Source organism: Vreelandella sp. 21 (genome assembly GCF_050995515.1).
Taxonomy (GTDB): domain Bacteria; phylum Pseudomonadota; class Gammaproteobacteria; order Pseudomonadales; family Halomonadaceae; genus Vreelandella; species Vreelandella alkaliphila.
In genome coordinates this window covers 837837-856091 of record NZ_CP194673.1, presented here as the reverse complement: position 1 = coordinate 856091, position 18255 = coordinate 837837, and the positions used below count along the sequence as shown (strand labels likewise).

General features: G+C 52.5%; 16 protein-coding genes. 6 read left to right on the top strand and 10 right to left on the bottom strand.

Annotated elements, in window-relative coordinates; translation table 11 throughout:
• Window positions 1-72: 72 nt before the first annotated feature.
• Entirely contained in the window at window positions 73-2121 is a 2049-nt protein-coding gene (locus ACN06F_RS03935; RefSeq protein ID WP_433924690.1) for a TonB-dependent receptor family protein, read from the bottom strand.
• Window positions 2122-2325: 204 nt separating this feature from the next.
• Between ACN06F_RS03935 and ACN06F_RS03930 the strand changes: the two genes are divergently transcribed.
• Window positions 2326-2499, top strand: a complete 174-nt coding sequence (locus ACN06F_RS03930) for a YqaE/Pmp3 family membrane protein (protein ID WP_035538925.1) — start codon at window positions 2326-2328, stop codon at window positions 2497-2499.
• 151 nt (window positions 2500-2650) lie between these two features.
• Here the strand turns inward: ACN06F_RS03930 and ACN06F_RS03925 are convergent, their stop codons facing one another.
• Window positions 2651-3124 carry a nucleoside deaminase gene (locus ACN06F_RS03925; RefSeq protein ID WP_095602597.1) on the bottom strand — a complete coding sequence of 158 codons (474 nt, stop codon included), beginning with the start codon at window positions 3122-3124 and terminating at the stop codon, window positions 2651-2653.
• 362 nt (window positions 3125-3486) lie between these two features.
• Between ACN06F_RS03925 and ACN06F_RS03920 the strand changes: the two genes are divergently transcribed.
• Window positions 3487-3693: a cold-shock protein gene (locus ACN06F_RS03920; protein ID WP_009722287.1), complete on the top strand. Its 207-nt coding sequence runs from the start codon at window positions 3487-3489 to the stop codon at window positions 3691-3693.
• 158 nt (window positions 3694-3851) lie between these two features.
• Here the strand turns inward: ACN06F_RS03920 and ACN06F_RS03915 are convergent, their stop codons facing one another.
• On the bottom strand, window positions 3852-4715 hold the full coding sequence (locus ACN06F_RS03915) for a putative RNA methyltransferase (RefSeq protein WP_415964404.1): 864 nt from the start codon (window positions 4713-4715) through the stop codon (window positions 3852-3854).
• A gap of 42 nt (window positions 4716-4757) precedes the next feature.
• Window positions 4758-5516: a helix-turn-helix domain-containing protein gene (locus ACN06F_RS03910; protein ID WP_433924689.1), complete on the bottom strand. Its 759-nt coding sequence runs from the start codon at window positions 5514-5516 to the stop codon at window positions 4758-4760.
• 134 nt (window positions 5517-5650) lie between these two features.
• Between ACN06F_RS03910 and ACN06F_RS03905 the strand changes: the two genes are divergently transcribed.
• Window positions 5651-8815, top strand: a complete 3165-nt coding sequence (locus tag ACN06F_RS03905) for an acyl-[ACP]--phospholipid O-acyltransferase (RefSeq protein WP_433924688.1) — start codon at window positions 5651-5653, stop codon at window positions 8813-8815.
• A gap of 56 nt (window positions 8816-8871) precedes the next feature.
• On the opposite strand, the gene ACN06F_RS03900 is transcribed toward ACN06F_RS03905, so the two are convergent.
• Window positions 8872-10602 carry a mechanosensitive ion channel family protein gene (locus ACN06F_RS03900; protein ID WP_433924687.1) on the bottom strand — a complete coding sequence of 577 codons (1731 nt, stop codon included), beginning with the start codon at window positions 10600-10602 and terminating at the stop codon, window positions 8872-8874.
• Between the two features lie 248 nt (window positions 10603-10850).
• Between ACN06F_RS03900 and ACN06F_RS03895 the strand changes: the two genes are divergently transcribed.
• On the top strand, window positions 10851-11732 hold the full coding sequence (locus ACN06F_RS03895; RefSeq protein WP_198348555.1) for a pirin family protein: 882 nt from the start codon (window positions 10851-10853) through the stop codon (window positions 11730-11732).
• An 89-nt stretch (window positions 11733-11821) separates the two neighbouring features.
• Here the strand turns inward: ACN06F_RS03895 and ACN06F_RS03890 are convergent, their stop codons facing one another.
• Both ACN06F_RS03890 and ycaC read right to left on the bottom strand, forming a co-directional pair.
• Window positions 11822-12769, bottom strand: a complete 948-nt coding sequence (locus ACN06F_RS03890) for a pirin family protein (RefSeq protein WP_198348556.1) — start codon at window positions 12767-12769, stop codon at window positions 11822-11824.
• 219 nt (window positions 12770-12988) lie between these two features.
• Entirely contained in the window at window positions 12989-13618 is a 630-nt protein-coding gene (ycaC, locus tag ACN06F_RS03885; protein ID WP_433924686.1) for an isochorismate family cysteine hydrolase YcaC, read from the bottom strand.
• A 156-nt stretch (window positions 13619-13774) separates the two neighbouring features.
• Between ycaC and ACN06F_RS03880 the strand changes: the two genes are divergently transcribed.
• Entirely contained in the window at window positions 13775-14686 is a 912-nt protein-coding gene (locus ACN06F_RS03880; RefSeq protein ID WP_038481861.1) for a LysR family transcriptional regulator, read from the top strand.
• Window positions 14687-14695: 9 nt separating this feature from the next.
• Here ACN06F_RS03880 and ACN06F_RS03875 read toward each other — a convergent pair whose 3' ends face one another.
• From ACN06F_RS03875 to ACN06F_RS03865, 3 genes are read right to left on the bottom strand one after another with little or no spacing between them, the layout of a single operon-like run.
• On the bottom strand, window positions 14696-15241 hold the full coding sequence (locus ACN06F_RS03875; RefSeq protein WP_051626418.1) for a GDYXXLXY domain-containing protein: 546 nt from the start codon (window positions 15239-15241) through the stop codon (window positions 14696-14698).
• A complete protein-coding gene (locus tag ACN06F_RS03870; RefSeq protein WP_253486935.1) occupies window positions 15231-16325 on the bottom strand; it encodes a DUF4401 domain-containing protein in 1095 nt (364 codons plus the stop codon). The genes ACN06F_RS03875 and ACN06F_RS03870 overlap by 11 nt, the downstream gene beginning before the upstream one ends.
• Window positions 16322-17296, bottom strand: coding sequence for a DUF2157 domain-containing protein (locus ACN06F_RS03865; protein WP_433924685.1), 975 nt, complete (start codon window positions 17294-17296; stop codon window positions 16322-16324). Before ACN06F_RS03865 ends, ACN06F_RS03870 begins: the two co-directional genes overlap by 4 nt.
• A 255-nt stretch (window positions 17297-17551) precedes the next feature.
• Between ACN06F_RS03865 and ACN06F_RS03860 the strand changes: the two genes are divergently transcribed.
• Window positions 17552-18253, top strand: coding sequence for a response regulator transcription factor (locus ACN06F_RS03860; protein ID WP_198348561.1), 702 nt, complete (start codon window positions 17552-17554; stop codon window positions 18251-18253).
• Window positions 18254-18255: the final 2 nt, after the last annotated feature.

Sequence of the window (18255 nt, the reverse complement as noted above, 5' to 3'; positions counted from 1 at the left end):
ATCACTCAGCGTAGTAATAAATGAGAACGGGCGCCCCGATGGGTCGCCCGTTTTTTGCTAAGGAGCCTCTGATTAAAAACTCAGCTCCACGCCGCCATAAACACTTCGCCCTGGGGCTGGCTCATAAAAGCGGCCAAAGGTGCCGTTTAAGCGCACATTGGCATAGTGCTCTTCATCAAGCAGGTTGCGCAGACCAAGATAAGCGCTTAGTCGCGTACCTTCACTTAACTGCCAACCATCACCCACTCGGAGGTTGAGCAGCCAATAGCTATCTACCTCCGTCGCATTAGCGTTATCCGCTACTAAATCACCGATGTATTCGGTTTCCAACGTGGCGAAACGCTGATCAAGGTTTTCCCAGGTTAATTGATTGACCCACGTCTGCTCTGGCAACCCAGGAATCCGGTTGCCATCAAAGCGTTCACTAGGTGTTGCAAACTTATCGAATTCATAACGCGCGAGGGTTAAAGCGCTATCCAGACGCCACTGGTCGGCAAGCTGCCAGCCCAGCGCCAGTTCTAGGCCATCGCGATTTGTGTCGCCTGCATTCTGATAGAAGGTACGGCCACCCTCATCATACGGCACCAGCTCATCGCGAACGCGGACCGAAAATAGTGCGAGATCGTAATCCATCGCCAACGGCTCAATGTAGCCACGCAACCCGATTTCGCGATCCCATGCTTTTTGCGGCTCAACAGCGGGGTTGAAACCACCGCCGGTCGGGTTGGCAAACTCAGAAAACGTAGGCGTCTCAAACGCGGTGCCGGTATTAATATACGCTTGGTGCTGCGGACGATAGCGATAACTTAGCCCCGCCGAGCCACTCCACTCGTTAAAGGTACGCTTCCCGCTTTGATCTCCATCATCAAGAAACGTATCGTCGACGTCTAGCGCCACCCGGTCAAATCGCGCGCCCAACGAGAGCGTGACCTGTTCCGAGAGCGCTAAATCCCCTTGGGCAAATACGCCAGCGGCAGTCGCCGTTTGGGTTTCATCCGCTAACTGCTCGCCGACAGCCCCTTGGGCATCGACATCGTTACGAAAACGCTCATCCTCTTGGCGCGCCACATCCACCCCAACGATATAACTCAGCGGCAGGCTCCCTAACGCCACCTCGTGATGATATTCAGCGTTTGCGCCCATATAGTCACGCTGATAGCCCAAACGACTACTACCTACAAAAGGCAGTTGCTGTTCAAAATCACGCTGAGCAATAAAGCCCTTGAGATACAGCTCGCCATCACCCGCCGCTAAGTCCTCGTACTGCAAACCCAACAGCTGCTGATCGACGTTTTGCCCAGCATCTAGCGCTAGCGAATTGGGCGCGGCCTGATCGCGCCCAGCGGCAACTTCACGGGCATTAAGTGCACCGGGATCTTCCGAACGGGGGTTATCCAACAGATTAATAATCGCGGTAACCGCCTGCCCACTACCGAGTTCTCGACGCAACTTTGCATTCAGCAAATACTTCTCGGTTGAGCTTTGTTCACGATAACCATCAACGTTAAGCGCCGTCAGACTGATATGGTGAGACCAATTGCCCTGAACACCGCCATTTTGCAGTGCAACTTTTTGATAGCCATCACTACCTGCGCCCAACCGCAGCCGAGTACCAGGATTATCACGTCCATCGGCAGTGGTCACATCAATCACCCCGCCAGCCGCATTACCGTAAAGCACTGAAGACGGCCCGCGGATCACCTCAATGCGCTCGGCGCTGTCTAAATCAATGACATCCAACTGCGCTTGACCATCCGGAAGTGTGTAAGGAATGCCATCTACCACAACGGTAATCCCACGCACACCAAATGGAGCACGTGCGCCAAAGCCGCGAATAGCGATTCGTTGCCCTTGGGCGAAGTTATCGCGGTTTTGTAAAAACACCCCCGGCACTCGGTTAAGCGCTTCATCCAACCTCACCCGCTGCTGACCTTGGGCAATTTCTTCACGCTCCAAGGTAGAAACGGCCGCTGGCGTGGCATACAGCTCGCGGGCTAAGCGCGGAGCGCTCACCTCTACTGTAGGCAGTACCGCGTCCTCACTGCTGGGTGCCTGCGCCCACGCAGAGCTGGCTAAAACGACACTCGCAAGTAGCAGTGATGGCGGCAAGGTGTGAGTCATGGCATCCTTTCCTATTCAGTATTCGGCGGGATTTTGTAGACACATTTACTTAGGCATGTGAACGATAAAGAAGAAACAGCATCATACCTAAGTCGTATTGGTTCGCTAAGCGTAACTGTTGTGACTACACTCGCAGTAGTACCAGCAACGCATTGTTATCAAAGCAGCAATCAGAACACAGACTATGTAAGCAAAGGAGGCTTCATGGCGTTTACCGCAACTGACCCAATCAAGATGATCTTTGCCGTTATTCTGCCACCGTTAGGGGTGTTTTTTGAGGTCGGTTTCAAAGGACATTTCTGGCTGAATATCATTCTCACGCTGTTTGGCTTTATCCCAGGCATCATTCACGCCTTCTATGTCATATTGAAACACTAGGCATAGTGAAGCACTGATGCTCTTTTTTGCATCGATTTAACAAACGCCACCTTGTCGAGCACAAGGCGGCGTTTGTCTTTATGGGCCATGCATTGCTTACCGAGCCTTGCCAGACAATTAATACCCAGCCCTTCAAAACCCGGCCCTGACGTTATGCATGCAAGCGGCGATGCAAGGCATGGACTTGCTCGTCCAGCCCAGGCACTGGGCCATCAACAGTCAAACCAGGCACCACCTCATTAATCGATAGCGGAGCGACAGGCGGTGGCGCTACGCCAAGTGCAGCCAACCATGCTCCTAACTGCTCAGAAGAACTGACGTAAACGATACGACCTAGCCCTACCCACCCATGAGCCGCTGCACACATTGGGCAGTGCTCTCCAGAGGTATAGACGGTCGCTTTCGAGCGCTCTTCAGGCGTCATATGATTCGCTGCCCAGCGGGCCAGCGAAAACTCTGGATGCTGAGTAGAATCCCCACCGGCAATGCGATTTCGATCCTCGGCTAATACCTTACCTTCAGCATTTACCAGCACACTACCAAATGGCTCATCCCCTGCATTTAAAGCCTCCTCTGCTAAAGCCACAGCGCGCTTTAGATATGCCAATTCATGTTCGGCAATCATTGGACTCTCCTCGTTTTGATAACGTGCCTTACCGACCGGGTTGTCGTTTCAAAAGTGCTGTGCCAAAGATACCATTTTTAACATTGAAGGTCTGACTCACCGTAAAGCCCCAAGCACCTGAAAAGTGGGGTGGAAGTAACCGCGGCCCTGACACCACCCCCAGAAAATATTCATAAAAAAGCTTTGACCCGAAGAAAAAATCATGTCACTGTAGCGTCAGTTGGTTAGCAAGCAGCATGGTTTCAGAAGTGTACGATCTATTTCGGCAGCCTGATATTGTATTCCTTGTTTCACCCGCTACTATTCATCTGGGTAATACCAGGAACTTTATTACGGCGCATTAGCGCGAAAGGATCTACATCATGGCAACTGGCACAGTTAAATGGTTTAACGACACTAAAGGTTTTGGTTTCATCGCTCCTTCTGACGGCGGCGACGACCTTTTTGCTCATTTCTCTGAAATTCAGTCTGACGGTTTCAAAACCCTTCAAGAAGGTGCTAACGTTTCTTTTGACGTTACCCAGGGTAAGAAAGGCCTTCAGGCTTCTAACATCAAGCAAATGTCCTAAGCCTTAACGGTTTAAGAGTTTGCTCGAACCTTAACGGGTTCGGATAACAAGGCCCGCTTATGCGGGCCTTGTTGCGTTTGCATGTTGAAAATGAAAGACAAAGTGAAAGGCAGTTGTAATAAAGATGAAGAAAGAGAGTATGGTCGGATTTTTACCCCCTATTTACGCTCATACACCATTAGTTTGGCATCCACCGTCAGGGTAAGCTCATCAAGTGCCGCTGCACGTGCCCGCCCCTCCTGACTGGCACGGTAAAGATGGGGCGTCATCGTTAATAGATCACCAATTAATGCCTGCCCTTCCAGCGTTATTTGATAGTTAAGTGACTCGGTGTGCAACTGGGTAAAGCCCTCAGGCACTTCCCGTTCACTTGTCGTGTCTGGCTTAAGCGTGGGATAAATCACCTCCCTCAGCTCACGCAAGTGCCCCACTCCTGCCTCAACCTGCACCAACAGGCCACCCGGTTTTAATACCCGCGCAAATTCGTGATGCACCGGAAAGCCAAACATACACAGCACGCTGTCGAGCGTCTTCGTTTGAACTGGCAAGTGCGCATTGCTCCCGACGACCCAACGACAAAGCGGAGATTTTTTATCATCTTGCCTGGCCGCCGACAGCACTGCCCATTTGGAAATATCTAATCCCAGCAGTGAAAGTGGCCGCGAATTCGATACAGCACGAGATAGCTCACGCAAGTAATAGCCTTCACCGCAGCCAGCATCCAGGCAGCTAAATAGCGAACTAGCAGGTTGAGCCTCAGCATGGCTTATCAGATGTTTGCTTACCGCCTGGGCAATGGGCTGATAGTAACCAGCCTCAAGAAAACGCTGCCGCGCCGCCACCATCAGTTTACTGTCACCAGGGTCAGCGGAACGCTTTTGCTGTACCGGAAGCAAGTTGACGTAACCTTGCTTAGCAACATCGAAGCTATGCCCAGCAGAGCAGCGCCAAGTACTGCCTGCAAGATTAAGCGGCTCGCCATCTAACGGACAGGCTAGTAATTGAAAAGGAGTGCTATTCATAACAATGTGAACTCATAAAATATATGCCCATAAAACGTTGGTTTATAAAATTTTCTTTTGCCTATACGACCCGCGGGCGACATCTTTAAACAGCGTTGACTGCCACTGACGCACAGCCAGTACCGAGGTGGTGCCAAAGCGCTGATGAATGGGCAGCCCACTTTCTCGTTCACACAGGGCGTGAAACTCTTTTGCCAGCCGCTGCATCGTTTGTTGCCATTCAGCATTACCTGCATGAGAAAGCAGGCCATTCAGTACCATCAGCTTTTCGCTGTCGCTATCGAAACGGGACTGAAAAAACTCTGTGGCAATATATTGCTGGAAAAAACGCTGAATGGGGCCGCCAGGCCGCCAACGAAAATTCGCGGCCACACGCCGCCGGATTCGATTACCCGGCAATAGGTCAATCAGCTTTAGCCGTTCTAGCGCCAGCAGTTGCCGAGTGCACTGCGCCTCGCTGAGCTGGTACTGGTGATGAATTTCATCAAATCGATAGCCGTTAATCACACACACAGCGACCAAAAACAGCTCACGATCATCGACAATGCTCTGCTCCTGCGCCTGGGTCAGCTCCTGCAAACGGTGCTCTTCCTCTTGCATGGATTGCACCAACTCAGCAAATTCCAGGTTAAGCTGATCGCAAATACGCTCTAGCCGCTCTAGGGTGATGTGCTGCTCAGCGAACAATCGCTTGACCGAGGCCTCGCTCAACCCAAGCCATAACGCCACATCAGCGTAGGTTTTCCCCTGGGAGCGCAGCTGGCGTTTTAAGGTATCAATAAGCGCTCTTGTCTGAGACACACAACCTCCAGACATATAAAGTAGCGTATAACGATACCGTAAAGCCCAAATAACACAACTTGAACCACCAGAGTTGCAACATTAACCCCATTTACCGAAAGTGCCCTAACTTCTGGTTTATAAGGCGTCATTTCATGCAACCTTTACTACGCATCACGGGTGTTTGGCCCTATCTGATTGCCATTTTCTTGAATGCCTTTGTGGATTTAGGACATAAAATCGTCATTCAAAACACGATTTTTAAAAGCTACGACGGCGAAACCCAGGTGGTACTGACGGCGTTGGTCAATGGGCTTATCCTTTTGCCGTTTATTTTGCTGTTTAGCCCCGCAGGTCATGTGGCAGATAGCTACCCCAAAGTTCGCATTCTCCGGGGTTCCGCCTGGGCCGCTGTCGCTGTTTCACTGGGCATCACCGCCGCTTATTACCAAGGCTGGTTTTGGCTGGCGTTTGCCATGACGCTAGTGCTGGCAATTCAGTCAGCCTTTTACTCCCCCGCAAAGTATGGCTTGGTGAAAGGGCTATTTGGCAAACCCCGCTTGGCAGAAGCTAACGGACTTATCCAGGCCGTCACCATTGGTGCCATTTTGGCAGGCACCGTGGCCTTTACCGCGCTGTTTGAAAGCTGGATTTTACCCAGCGCCCAAACACCCGACGAGCTATTGCGCAGCATTGCGCCGCTGGGTTGGCTGCTGGTGTTGAACAGCGTTATACAAGTGATGGCACTGTATCGCTTGAAACCGGATAACGCACAGCCCTCGACGACCCCGCTCACCTGGCAGCGCTATATCAAAGGCAGCGCCCTTAAAGACAACCTGAGCATTCTGGGCCGTCAACCGGTGCTGCGGCTGTCAATTATCGGTCTTGCGACTTTCTGGTCGGTGGGCCAGGTGCTGCTCGCCGCTTTTCCCGCCTATGCCAAAGATGCACTCAGCATTGATAACACCTTAGTGCTGCAAGGAATTCTTGCCGCTAGCGGTATTGGGATTGCATTAGGGTCCTTGCTTGCCAGCAAACTGTCGCGTAACCGTATTGAAACCGGCTTGATTCCATTAGGCGCTGTCGGCGTTGCGGTGGGTCTGTGGTGCTTGCCACTGCTCACCACCCCCATTAGCCAAGCGCTGAACTTTGTATTTATTGGCATGATGGGCGGGTTATTCATTGTACCGCTCAATGCACTGATTCAATTTCATGCGGCAGACCATGAACTAGGCACTGTGCTGGCTGCCAACAACTGGATTCAGAACCTGTCTATGCTGGGCTTTCTGGCGCTTACCGCACTGTTTGCCCTGGCAGGTGTAGATAGCCACTACCTGTTGTTGCTCGTGGCGACCGTTGCCATGGTGGGCGGTGGCTACACTATCTTCAAATTGCCCCAAAGCTTGGTGCGCTTTCTACTCAGTTTTCTGCTCACTCGCCGTTATCGTGTTGATGTTCATGGATTAGAGCACCTGCCTGCCCAAGGCGGCGTGCTGCTGCTTGGCAACCATATTAGCTGGGTAGACTGGGCAATGGTGCAAATCGCCTGCCCTCGCCCCGTGCGTTTTGTCATGTTGAAGGATATTTATCAGCGTTGGTATTTGCGCTGGTTTTTTAAGGCGCTGGGCTGTATTCCTATCGAACGGGGCGCAGGAGCCGATAACGCCCTAGCCGCCGTTGCCGAACAGCTGAATAACGGTGAAGTGGTATGCCTGTTCCCCGAAGGCGCGATCAGCCGCAACGGCCAGCTAGGCGAGCTGCGCCGAGGCTATGAACGCGCCTGCAAGCTGGCCAACCCAGAGGTACGTATTGTGCCGTTTTACTTGCGCGGCCTGTGGGGTAGCCAGTTTTCTCGCTCATCCAGCAAACTCAAAGAGCTGCGTAACGCGCCTCTCCATCGCTCAATCGTCGTTGCGTTTGGCAAGCCGCTGCCCAAAGACACCCCTGCCGACGTGCTCAAACGGCGCATCTTCGAACAAGCAACTAACTCGTGGCAACATGCTATCGATGAACTGCCCTCGCTGCCGGACGCCTGGATTCGTAGCGTGAAGCGTAACCTTGGCGCACAAGCACTCACTGATACCCTTAGCCACCCGCTGTCGGCAGGCCAAGCACTTACCGCCAGTCTGCTTATTGCAAAGCGCATCCACACGCTAACCCCTGGGCAAAACGTGGGCCTACTGCTGCCTAATAGCAGCGTGGGTGCACTAGCCAATATGGCAACACTTCTGGCTGGAAAAACACTGGTTAACCTCAACTATCATTTTGACGACAGTCCCAATGGCACCGCGAAAGAAGACACGTTTTCTGCGGCACTCGCCCAAGCCAACATCGACACGGTGTTTACCTCGCGCCACTTCGTCGAAAAACTCCAGCAACAAGGGTTAAACATCAGCCAGCGGCTAGCAAATACTCGGACGATTTACCTGGAAGATCTGCAAGCCAGCATCCGCCGTCATGAACGCGTCAGCACTTGGCTTGCCGTTCGCCTGCTGCCTACGTGGCTGCTTCAACGCCTTTACTGCCGCAGTAGAGATGCCAATGCCACCGCCGCCATTGTGTTTCCAAGCACAAGCGAAGGACAGCCTAAAGGCGTCATGCTTAGCCACCGCAACCTGATGGCCAATATTAAGCAGACCTCCGATGTGCTTAATACCCAATATGACGATGTGGTGATCGGCTCGCTGCCTCTGTTTCATGCCTTTGGTCTCACCGTTACCCAACTGCTGCCACTTATCGAAGGCCTGCCGTTGGTCTGCCACGCGGACCCCAACGACACTGCTGGTATTGCCAGCTCTGTCGCCAAGCACAAAGCCACCCTGATGTTCGGCACATCAGACTTTCTACAGCACCTAAACCACAGCCCCAAAGTGCACCCACTCATGCTAGAAAGCCTACGGGCAGTCGTTGTCAGTGCCGAAACATTGGATGAGCAGGTATGCAGCGACTTCGTCCTAAAATTCCATAAGCCTATTTATAAAGGTTACGGGGCAACCGAAACCGCTCCTGTGGCATCGGTCAATCTACCGGATTCGTTGGGCGCTCATTACCAAACAATACAGCAAGGCAGTAAAGCGGGTACCGTCGGCATGCCGCTCCCCGGCACCAGCTTTAAAATCGTTGAGCCGGAAAGCTTTGCGGAACAGCCTAGCGGAGAAGCAGGCATGATTTTAATCAGCGGTCCTCAGGTGATGCAGGGCTACCTAAACGACCCGAAACGTACAGCCGCCGCCATTAAAGAACTCGATGGCCAACACTGGTTTGTCACCGGCGATAAAGGGTTTATCGATGAAGATGGCTTTTTGACACTTTGTAAATAAACACTGAGCGATAGAACTGATAAAAGCAGCGGCGCTTGCCGCTGCTTAGTTGCCTTCTATTCAGACGGTTTACCCGCAGAACTATCCGCGTCCTGCGAACGCTTGCCTTGCCCTTCTCCGCGTGCAATATCCTCATGGCTAATAACCATGATTTCCCTTGGCCACCACTCTGGATGGTTATCGCGGATAAAGGCCAGCAGCTTCTCGCGCAAGTTCATCTCGGCGGTCCAGCCAGCCATGGGGTCAGATGTCATTAGATAGCAGGTGATAGTTTGGGCCGTTCCCGTTTGTGCCGTCACGTAACAGAGCAGCTTATGGTGTTCGACAACGTTCTCCTCCTCTTTGGCAAATTCGAGGAATTTATCTCTTAGCAGCCCTATATCGGCACTGAGGTGAAGCGTCAGCACCAAGGATCGGTACATCTTGGTACTCTTCACCGACAAATTATCGAAAGGCTTGGAGGTGAAGTAGGTGACGGGCACTATCAAGCGTCGTTCGTCCCATGATCTCAGTCGAATATAGGTATAAAAGATCCCTTCGACATAACACCACTCCCCTTCAAAGATCACCAAGTCGCCGATACGGATAGGCTTGGCCAGCGATAACTGAAACGAGGAGAGAATATTGCCAAGAACCGTTTGCCCCGCCACACCCACTAATACTGCCAATACGCTGGCAGACGCCAAAATAGACAAGCCAAGGGTTTCGAAAAGCTGAACTTGACCTAGGATGTAGATAGATACACCGGTCACGGTGATCAGAATAATGGCCCGGCGCAATGCGTATAGCGAGGTTAGCAGCCGTCGCTGATCTTTAGGCTTGGTGTCATCAATTTCCCCTACCAAGCGTCGCGTTAAACGCAGCATAATCGTGTCAACAAAACGCAGCGCAATAGTACCTGCGCCCCAGGCCATGATAGAGATCAACAGCACGCGGAACGTCGTCGTCGCAATAGCGGAAAACGATACAACGTAGTCCAGTAACATCTGTGTTACCAGCGACATAACAATCATCGCCATGGGCACGCCAATTTGATCGGCAAAAATAGTAGACACGCCAGAGGGCAGGATGCGTGCCACTAGCCCAACAACGTAGTAAGTAACCACCCCCACCGTGCCAATGGCGATTAAAAAAATCGGAATCGCTAACCATTCCCAGATTTTTAGCATGCCAAACGACGCCTTTAACCGCTCAGGGATATAGCGTTCCAGCATTGAAGGCCCGTACTCTTCGTAGAGAGCCGGAATAAACGACACGCTTTCTGGCATCACTAACCACACAGGGTCTTCTTCACCTACGCGGTAGCGCCCCAGTCGAACATCGTAGGCTTGGCCCTCTACCTTTAGGGCAGCCAGCTCAATATTGCGCTGTGGCTCTCCTGCCAGGGGGTTCTGTCCGGAAGGATCTTCTATCACAGCATCTTGACGGCCAGACATATTAGACGCATTCAACCATTCACCACGTTTTAGTACCTCCGCTAACTGCCTAGCGAGCTCGGCGCCCTGAGACTGCTGCTCGCCTGGGTCAATATCGTTGAGGTTCAGCATATGCGCCGCTGTGGCGTAATCTTCGCTTTCGGTGAACGCTAAAAAACTGCGAACCATTTCCCGTGGCGACATCCGCCCAACCTCTTCGGGCACATCGCCTAGCCCTGTGTTAAGCGAGTCAATAGCGAACCACCGCTCATTTTCGCTCTCATCTCCTTGAGTTTGCGCTATGCATGCGCTGGAAAACACCAGAGTGACAACCAGCGCAACCCGCACAAGCCACGAGCTGTTCTTTTTCATACCAACCTTGTCATTTAAAGTAAGTGAGCCAAACAACCAGTCACCAACTGGCGAAAAAAGCCGCCAGCCCAGCGCTGAACACTGAGCTTCCATGTCAGTGATTGACCAAAGTACAGTCTACGTTCTTCAATCAAGCAAGCACCTAGCGTTCCAGCACTGCAACACTGAGTCTCAGCTGCACTATCTATTACTTGCCTCACCTAACACGTACCCTTCTTAACCAGCAACGTACTCTTTAAGGAGAAACGATGAAAAAGTTAGTAGGTGTTACCAGCGCTCCACGCCCTCACTGGGTGGGTGACGGCTTTCCGGCGCGTTCGCTGTTCTCCTATGGCCCACGCTCCGAGCAGTTGAGTCCCTTTTTGTTACTGGACTATGCTGGGCCCGCCGACTTTACTCCCACCACGCGGCCACGCGGTGTCGGGCAACACCCGCACCGAGGGTTTGAAACCGTCACGATTGTCTACCAAGGAGAAGTGGCGCACCGCGACTCAACGGGCAAAGGCGGCGTAATTGGCCCAGGCGACGTGCAGTGGATGACGGCGGGTGCGGGTATCCTGCACGATGAGTTTCATTCGCCCGCATTTACAGAGCAAGGCGGCACACTTGAGATGGTGCAGCTGTGGGTAAACTTACCCGCCAAAGACAAAATGGCCACACCAGGCTATCAGGCAATTTTTAATGCCCAGATTCCTGTGACAGCACTACCTGATCAAGCTGGGAGCGTCCGCGTGATCGCCGGCAGCTATATAGATGACAACCGTAAGGCTCACTCGGGCCCAGCACAGACGTTCTCACCGATGAACGTATGGGATGTGCGGCTAAACGGTGGTAAGACAACCACGCTGACGCAGCCGGATGGATGGACAACCCTGCTGGTCGTGCTAAAAGGTACGGTTCAAGTCAATGGCGAAGAGGTACTGCGTGACGCGCAAGTAGCCGAGCTTTCTAGAGCAGGTGACGCACTGACGCTTGAAGCCAATAATGACGCAACCCTGTTGCTGCTAAGTGGCGAGCCGCTCAATGAGCCAGTGGTAGGTCATGGGCCGTTTGTGATGAATAGCGAACGTGACATCATTGAAGCGATAGAAGACTTTAACAACGGCCGCTTTGGCCACATGCCAAGCTAATGACATCGCTATTTAAGTAACAACTTTTCAAGCAACTACTGTTGAAGTAACAATAGGGCTGGCTTAATAGCCAGCCCTTCCACTACGAATTAATTACGCTGCTGGCCTGGAAAGGGAATGAATTCTTCATCGTCCCCCGGCGGCAATTTAAATCGCCCATGCTCGAAGTCACCTTCCATCCACGCCTGCTTAGCAGCCGCTAATTTTTCCCGGGAAGATGCCACGAAGTTCCAAGAGATATAGCGTGGCCCATTGAGCGTTTCGCCGCCGAGCAGCATTAGCCGAGCTCCGCTTTCGCCCGCGGTTACGGTGATGGGATCACCCGGACGGAAAACCATCATTTGTCCCGCATCGAATGTATCCCCTGCAATACTAACGCTACCCGACGTTACATAGAGGCCACGATCTTCGTGACCATCGGGCAAAGGAAGCTTAGCGCCGGGTTGGAGTACCGCATCCGCATAGAACATCTCCGAAAAGGTCTGTACAGGCGCCTGTTCACCCCATGCCGTACCAAGAATCAAGCGAATCTCTTTACCCTCACCTTTAAGCAGCGGCAATGTCTCCTGCCCATGATGCGCAAAGCTGGCGGGTTTATCTTCGTATGCTTCAGGCAGTGCCACCCACGTCTGAATACCAAACAGGGAGTGCTTATTCTGACGTGTAGCGGGGCTAGTACGCTCGGAATGGGTCACGCCATTACCAGCAACCATCCAATTAACCGCCCCAGGATGAATCATCTGATTAGTCCCCAGACTGTCACGATGCTGGAACTCTCCCTGGTACAAGTAAGTGACCGTTGCAAGTCCAATATGGGGATGAGGACGAACATCGATACCATCCTCTCTAAGAAATTCAGCGGGCCCCATCTGATCGAAAAAAATAAACGGGCCAACCATCTGGCGCTTAGGCGCGGGAAGCGCACGTCGTACCTCAAAGCCACCTAGGTCGTGTGCACGAGGTACGATCAGTGTTTCAATATCGTGTAGGTTGCCTGCGGAAGGACATTTAGGCTCAATATCGGGCATCCAGCTCATAGGAATTTCCTCCATATACAATGGACAACGGAGCAATGGCATCATCGATAGTTTCTATTTCACAAAGCTATTTATTTTTACAAAGCTACCGTCTAGCCAATCACTTACCTTTAATAAATAGCTCAAAAGTATTAAAAAAACCGGAAGCTCACTCACTTCCGGTCAAAACACGGTTTACTTCTTGTCAGAGTTCTTTGTCAGAGTTCTTTGTCAGAGTCCTTAGTCAGAGCCCTTTGTCAAAGTACTGTAGCTATTCATTAAGTTGCGATAGTCGGGGATATGATTAGAGAAGAGCGCCCCTAGGCCTTCAATATCATTTCTCCAATCACGATGAAGTTCGCAGACAGCACCAAACCAGGTCATTAACTGGGCACCAGCGCCGGACATACGGTCCCAAGCAGCATCGCGGGTAAGTTCGTTAAAGGTACCCGATGCATCGGTGATCACGAACACATCAAACTCTTCTTCAAGTGCGGAAAGTGCCGGGAAAGCCACACACACTTCTGTCACCACGCCTGCAATAATCAGCTGTTTCTTACCAGTCGCCTTAACCGCCTTTACAAAATCTTCGTTATCCCAGGCATTAATTTGTCCAGGGCGTGCTATGTAAGGCGCCTCTGGAAACATCTCTTTTAATTCAGGCACCAGCGGCCCATTAGGCCCATCTTCGAAGCTTGTGGTAAGAATCGTTGGCAGACCAAAGTATTTCGCCAAGTCCGCAAGCGCCAGTACGTTATTTTTGAACCGATCAGGGTCAATATCACGAACTAAGGACAACAGCCCAGTTTGATGATCTACTAAAAGAACGGCGGCGTTATCTTTATCGAGACGAACATAGGGGTTAGCCATGACATACTCCTTTATCTATTAGCTTGAGTGGGCTTTTGGAAAACAAAGATCCAACAGCTGTTGCGCATGCCATAAAGAGTTTAGTAGTTCGCTTACTTGATGATTAGATGGGAAATTAAGACACAGCGTTGCATAGGGAGAACAGAGGGAGAACACATGACGCCCCCTAATCTGAATGATCTTTATTATTTTGTGAAGGTAGTCGACCATGGAGGTTTTTCTCCGGCGGGCCGTGCCTTGGGTATTGCTAAATCAAAATTAAGCAGACGGGTGGGAGAATTAGAAAATCAGCTTAACGTGCGCTTGATGCACCGTTCGACCCGCCACTTAACTCTCACTGATATTGGCCAACGCTACTACCAGCACTGCAAAGCCATGTTAGTGGAAGCTGAAGCGGCCCAGCAGTTCATCGAAGAAACCCAACAAGTGCCCTGCGGTACTATCCGTATCAGTTGCCCTACGGGGCTATTGAGCTTTCACGTGAGTGCAATATTGGCGGATTTCATGGTGCTCTATCCAGAGGTCCAGGTACACCTGGAAGGAACTAACCGCCGTATAGACCCTTTTGTTGAAGGCTTTGATATTGCGCTCCGAGCCCGCCCTCTTCCATTGGAAGATAGCGAGCTTATTCTGAAGGTACTATCGGATCGCGGGCAATGCTTGGTAGCAAGCCCAACACTGATTGAACAGCACGGCATGCCATCAACACCTGACGACCTTTGCAAACTGCCCAGTTTAAGCAGGACAAGGCCGGAGGAAGCTCACGTTTGGCACCTTCAGCGCGACGGTGAAGAGCGCCGAATTGAACATTCTCCACGGTTTATTACCACTGATATGACCGCACTTTATAGAGCCGCATTGGCGGGTGTTGGCATCGTTCAATTACCAAGACTAATGCTGGAGGATTCACTAACATCAAAGGCACTTATATCGGTATTGCCCGAGTGGGAGCCTCGACGGGAAGTCATCCACGCTGTTTACCCCTCTCGCCGCGGTTTACTTCCCTCAGTAAGGGCGCTGCTTGATTTCTTAGCCGAGCGCTATGCGGCAATGGGTATTGAACACTGATGCAACGCATCACCTTTCCATCTCTCCCAAGCGGTTTAGCGATTCATCGTATAGCGCCACTAGCAGTAGCTCGCCGTGCTCGTTGACTCGGAACTGGCCGTAGCGGGCGGGCTCAAAACGCTCGGCGTGTCCTTCCTGAAAGAAAAACGCATCCGTAGCAAAGCGCACGTCCCCATTGCGCAGCCGATAACGTAAACGCCTTTCGTCGTCACCTAGCGGCGTGCCATCATCCAAGCGCTGGAAGTGTGCGATTGATGCGTCATCCAAACGAACCACCACGCTGTCATTGGCTGCCGTTTGCATGGCATTTCCACCCGCCTCTTCGTGGCGATCCATTGCGCGCTGCATGCGAATACGGTTAGCCAACGCAAAGTTTAGCGCCATGTAGTCGCCCTGCATTAACGAGCGCGGATCAACCGGGGCAAGCTCCAAATAAACAATCTCACCTTCGGCCAGATGATGCTCTTTCTGCCAAATAGTCCAGTTAACCACCGCTAGCACAACGACAGTGGCGGCAATCACTATCCAGCGGTGTCGCTTCACGTTACTGCTCATTGGCATCTCCTAGCGGCGCGGGCTTATGCACTGTTAGCCACTGGTTTAGCCACCAACGCTTCAATAACCAGCGAATGGATAACAGTAACGCCCCCATTGCCAGCAACATGAGTGATTTCATCAACAGCGTCACGTCCAGCCAGTAGTAGTAACTGCTAGCCGCCATCAGTAGTAACAAAATACCGCTTCCCATCAGCACCCGATGGCCAATCGTAAATCCGAGCAGTAGTAAGGTAACCCCGGCGCCAAGCCCCGGCATATAAACTGATACCACCGCCACTAGCGCGACTGCGCCGTAAATCGCCAAGCGTTGCGCAATGGCAGGCTGAGAATGCTGACGAAATGCCTGAAGGATAACGCACACTAAGGCCAACGCCACCAAAGCAGTGCTCAGCCAACTGGCGAGCCATGGGCCAAACCACTGAGCCCCTGAATCGTAAAGCCAAGCAAGCTGGTTAGAGTATGCCTGCCCTTGAAGCACCAATAACCCTACTAACAGGCCAGCTCCCCATGCCTGAACCGCCCCTATGCGCCCTGGCCAACGACATTCATTCAACCAGAGCAGTGTAAGCACCAGCACCACCAAACCAATCGCCACCGGTGCCAGTCCATTGACTGCCAGCGCCATCGTTAACGCTAGGCTTGCTAAAAACGCCGACATACTACGGTGAACCTGGCTCGGCATGATCAGCGCCAGCGCGCACTGTAGCGCCAGCAGTACCCACCATAGGCTTGCGGAAATACCCCACATTTCGACCGCTGGCCAGGCCACTAATAATTGCCCAGCTAAACTAAACGCCAGCGCCATGTGCTCCAACACATCGCTTCGCGCTGCGCGTAGTAGTGCAAATGCCCCGCCAATCAACAGGCTGCCTACAACAAGAGAAGCCACTGAGCTTTCCAGTACAAATACCACTGCCGTGGCAATAAAGCCCAACAAAAACAGCGCAGCTAACCAGCCGGAAAACGCCTGCAGAACCCGCACGAACCAAGGTGATTCCAGCGGCGCTGTTGATGAAGGCTCATTTAGCGCAATGCCCGCCTGAGTTAATCGCTGCTTTAACGTATTCATCGGCTGGTTCATGGTGCGCCCTCAGCGTTTAAGCGTTTCAACCACGTCACCGCTGCCGCCCCCATGGCAAAGACAGCGCCTGCCAGCAACAGCAAGCTGCCTTCATTCCACTGACCTTCCCATAGTACATAGCGTGCAAGCAGCAATGTGACCACCGCAATCATCGAGACGCAGCCCCCTGCCAACATAAATAGCTCAAGCCGCCACTGACGATAAACGCCATACAGCACTGCCAACCACACGGGGTAAACCGCCACAATCGGTGTCAACGCATGCGTTTCCCCACTCACCCACGCCATCATTAGTAGTGTTAGCGGCACGCCGCTACCCAGCGCCAACAAACAAATTGCCCAACGCCCCGGCCAACCTCGGCGCTGCGCGCCCCACTCCCAGACGACTTGAGCCGCTAAGTTGATAAGCACCAGCCACCATAAACCGGCGTTATCAGTAAAGAACACGCTGCCTAAAATACCGCCCCAGGTGCTGCTATACAGCCACACGGATAGGTTCAAAAGCCCTATCCACGCTACCCAAAGTGCATCAAAGCGTGCTACCCATACCAACGGCAAAGTGAGCAGAGACCAGAGGAAAAACAGCTGCCATGGGTCTGCGCCAGTTTGGTAAACCTGTCCCACCAGCGCCAGTAGTACGCCTATCAACAGAAACGCCGCAGTTAACGCTACGCGAAAAAGCATCACGCTCGCGCTACCCCATACCGCAATGCCTGCCGACAACACCAGCGCGGCCTGCACTAACGCAAAGCGCGGCAGGCGGCCCATGTCCGACCAATTGAAAGCCACGAAGAACAGCACCGCGCAGGCCAGTGCCAGGCCACCCAGCCACAGCAGCAGCCGGTCAATCAACAGCGCCCAGGCGTGGGGCGACGGGTGTAGTCCCGCCACTTTAAACGCTAACGGCACTTGTTCAGGAGGTATCACTCCCTGCTCGATTAACGACATGAGTTTACGGCGTGTAGTAGCCATGGGCGCTCTCCTTGCTGAAACACACTTATTGAAATAAGGGGAGGCGTTAATGCAGACATCGCCCTATCGTTAGAGTCCCCGTGACACATTTGTGAACTTTGCGCGATACACTCTATATCACCCCGTGACACCCCCGTAATGGTGTACATCGAAGATAGTCTCGAATCTTCCGACCAATGAGTAGGAAAATATCACGAGCATCCAAGCGCCTAGAGCCATAAGGCAAAAGCACAAAAGAAGATAATGCGACGACCTATGACACGAAACGTACTGATTATTGAGGATAACCCGGGTATCGGTGAGCTCGTCCGCATGCATGTGGCCGAGCTTGGCATGAACCCTATTCTTTGTGAGCGGGGTGATACCGGGCTTGAACGTTTTCGTGAAGGGGGCATCGACCTTGTAGTTCTCGACCTGATGCTGCCCGGCTTAGACGGGCTGTCAATTTGCCGCGAAATCCGCTCCGGCCCAGGTTACGTTCCGGTACTGATGCTTACCGCTAAAAGCACTGAGCTGGATCGAGTGCTGGGCCTGGAAATGGGGGCGGATGATTACCTCACTAAGCCCTTCAGTGTGGCTGAACTATCGGCAAGGGTGAAAGCCTTATTCCGACGCGTAGATGCCATGGCATCTGCCACCGTCACGCAACCCAGCCAGCAAGAATTAATCACGGACGGGCTGCGCATCGACCCGCTACGTCGGCGCGTATTTATAAAAGATCAGCCTGTCGAACTCACCGCTAGGGAATTTGACCTGCTTTGGCATTTTGCCACGCATCCCGGGCGAGTATTTAGCCGTGCCCAACTGCTTGATACCGTGTGGGGCTACAGCCACGAAGGTTATGAGCATACCGTCAATACCCATATCAACCGCTTACGGGGCAAGATCGAAGCAGATCCCGCTGACCCGGCCTTTATCCAAACCGTTTGGGGGGTGGGCTATCGCTTCCGCGAATAAGT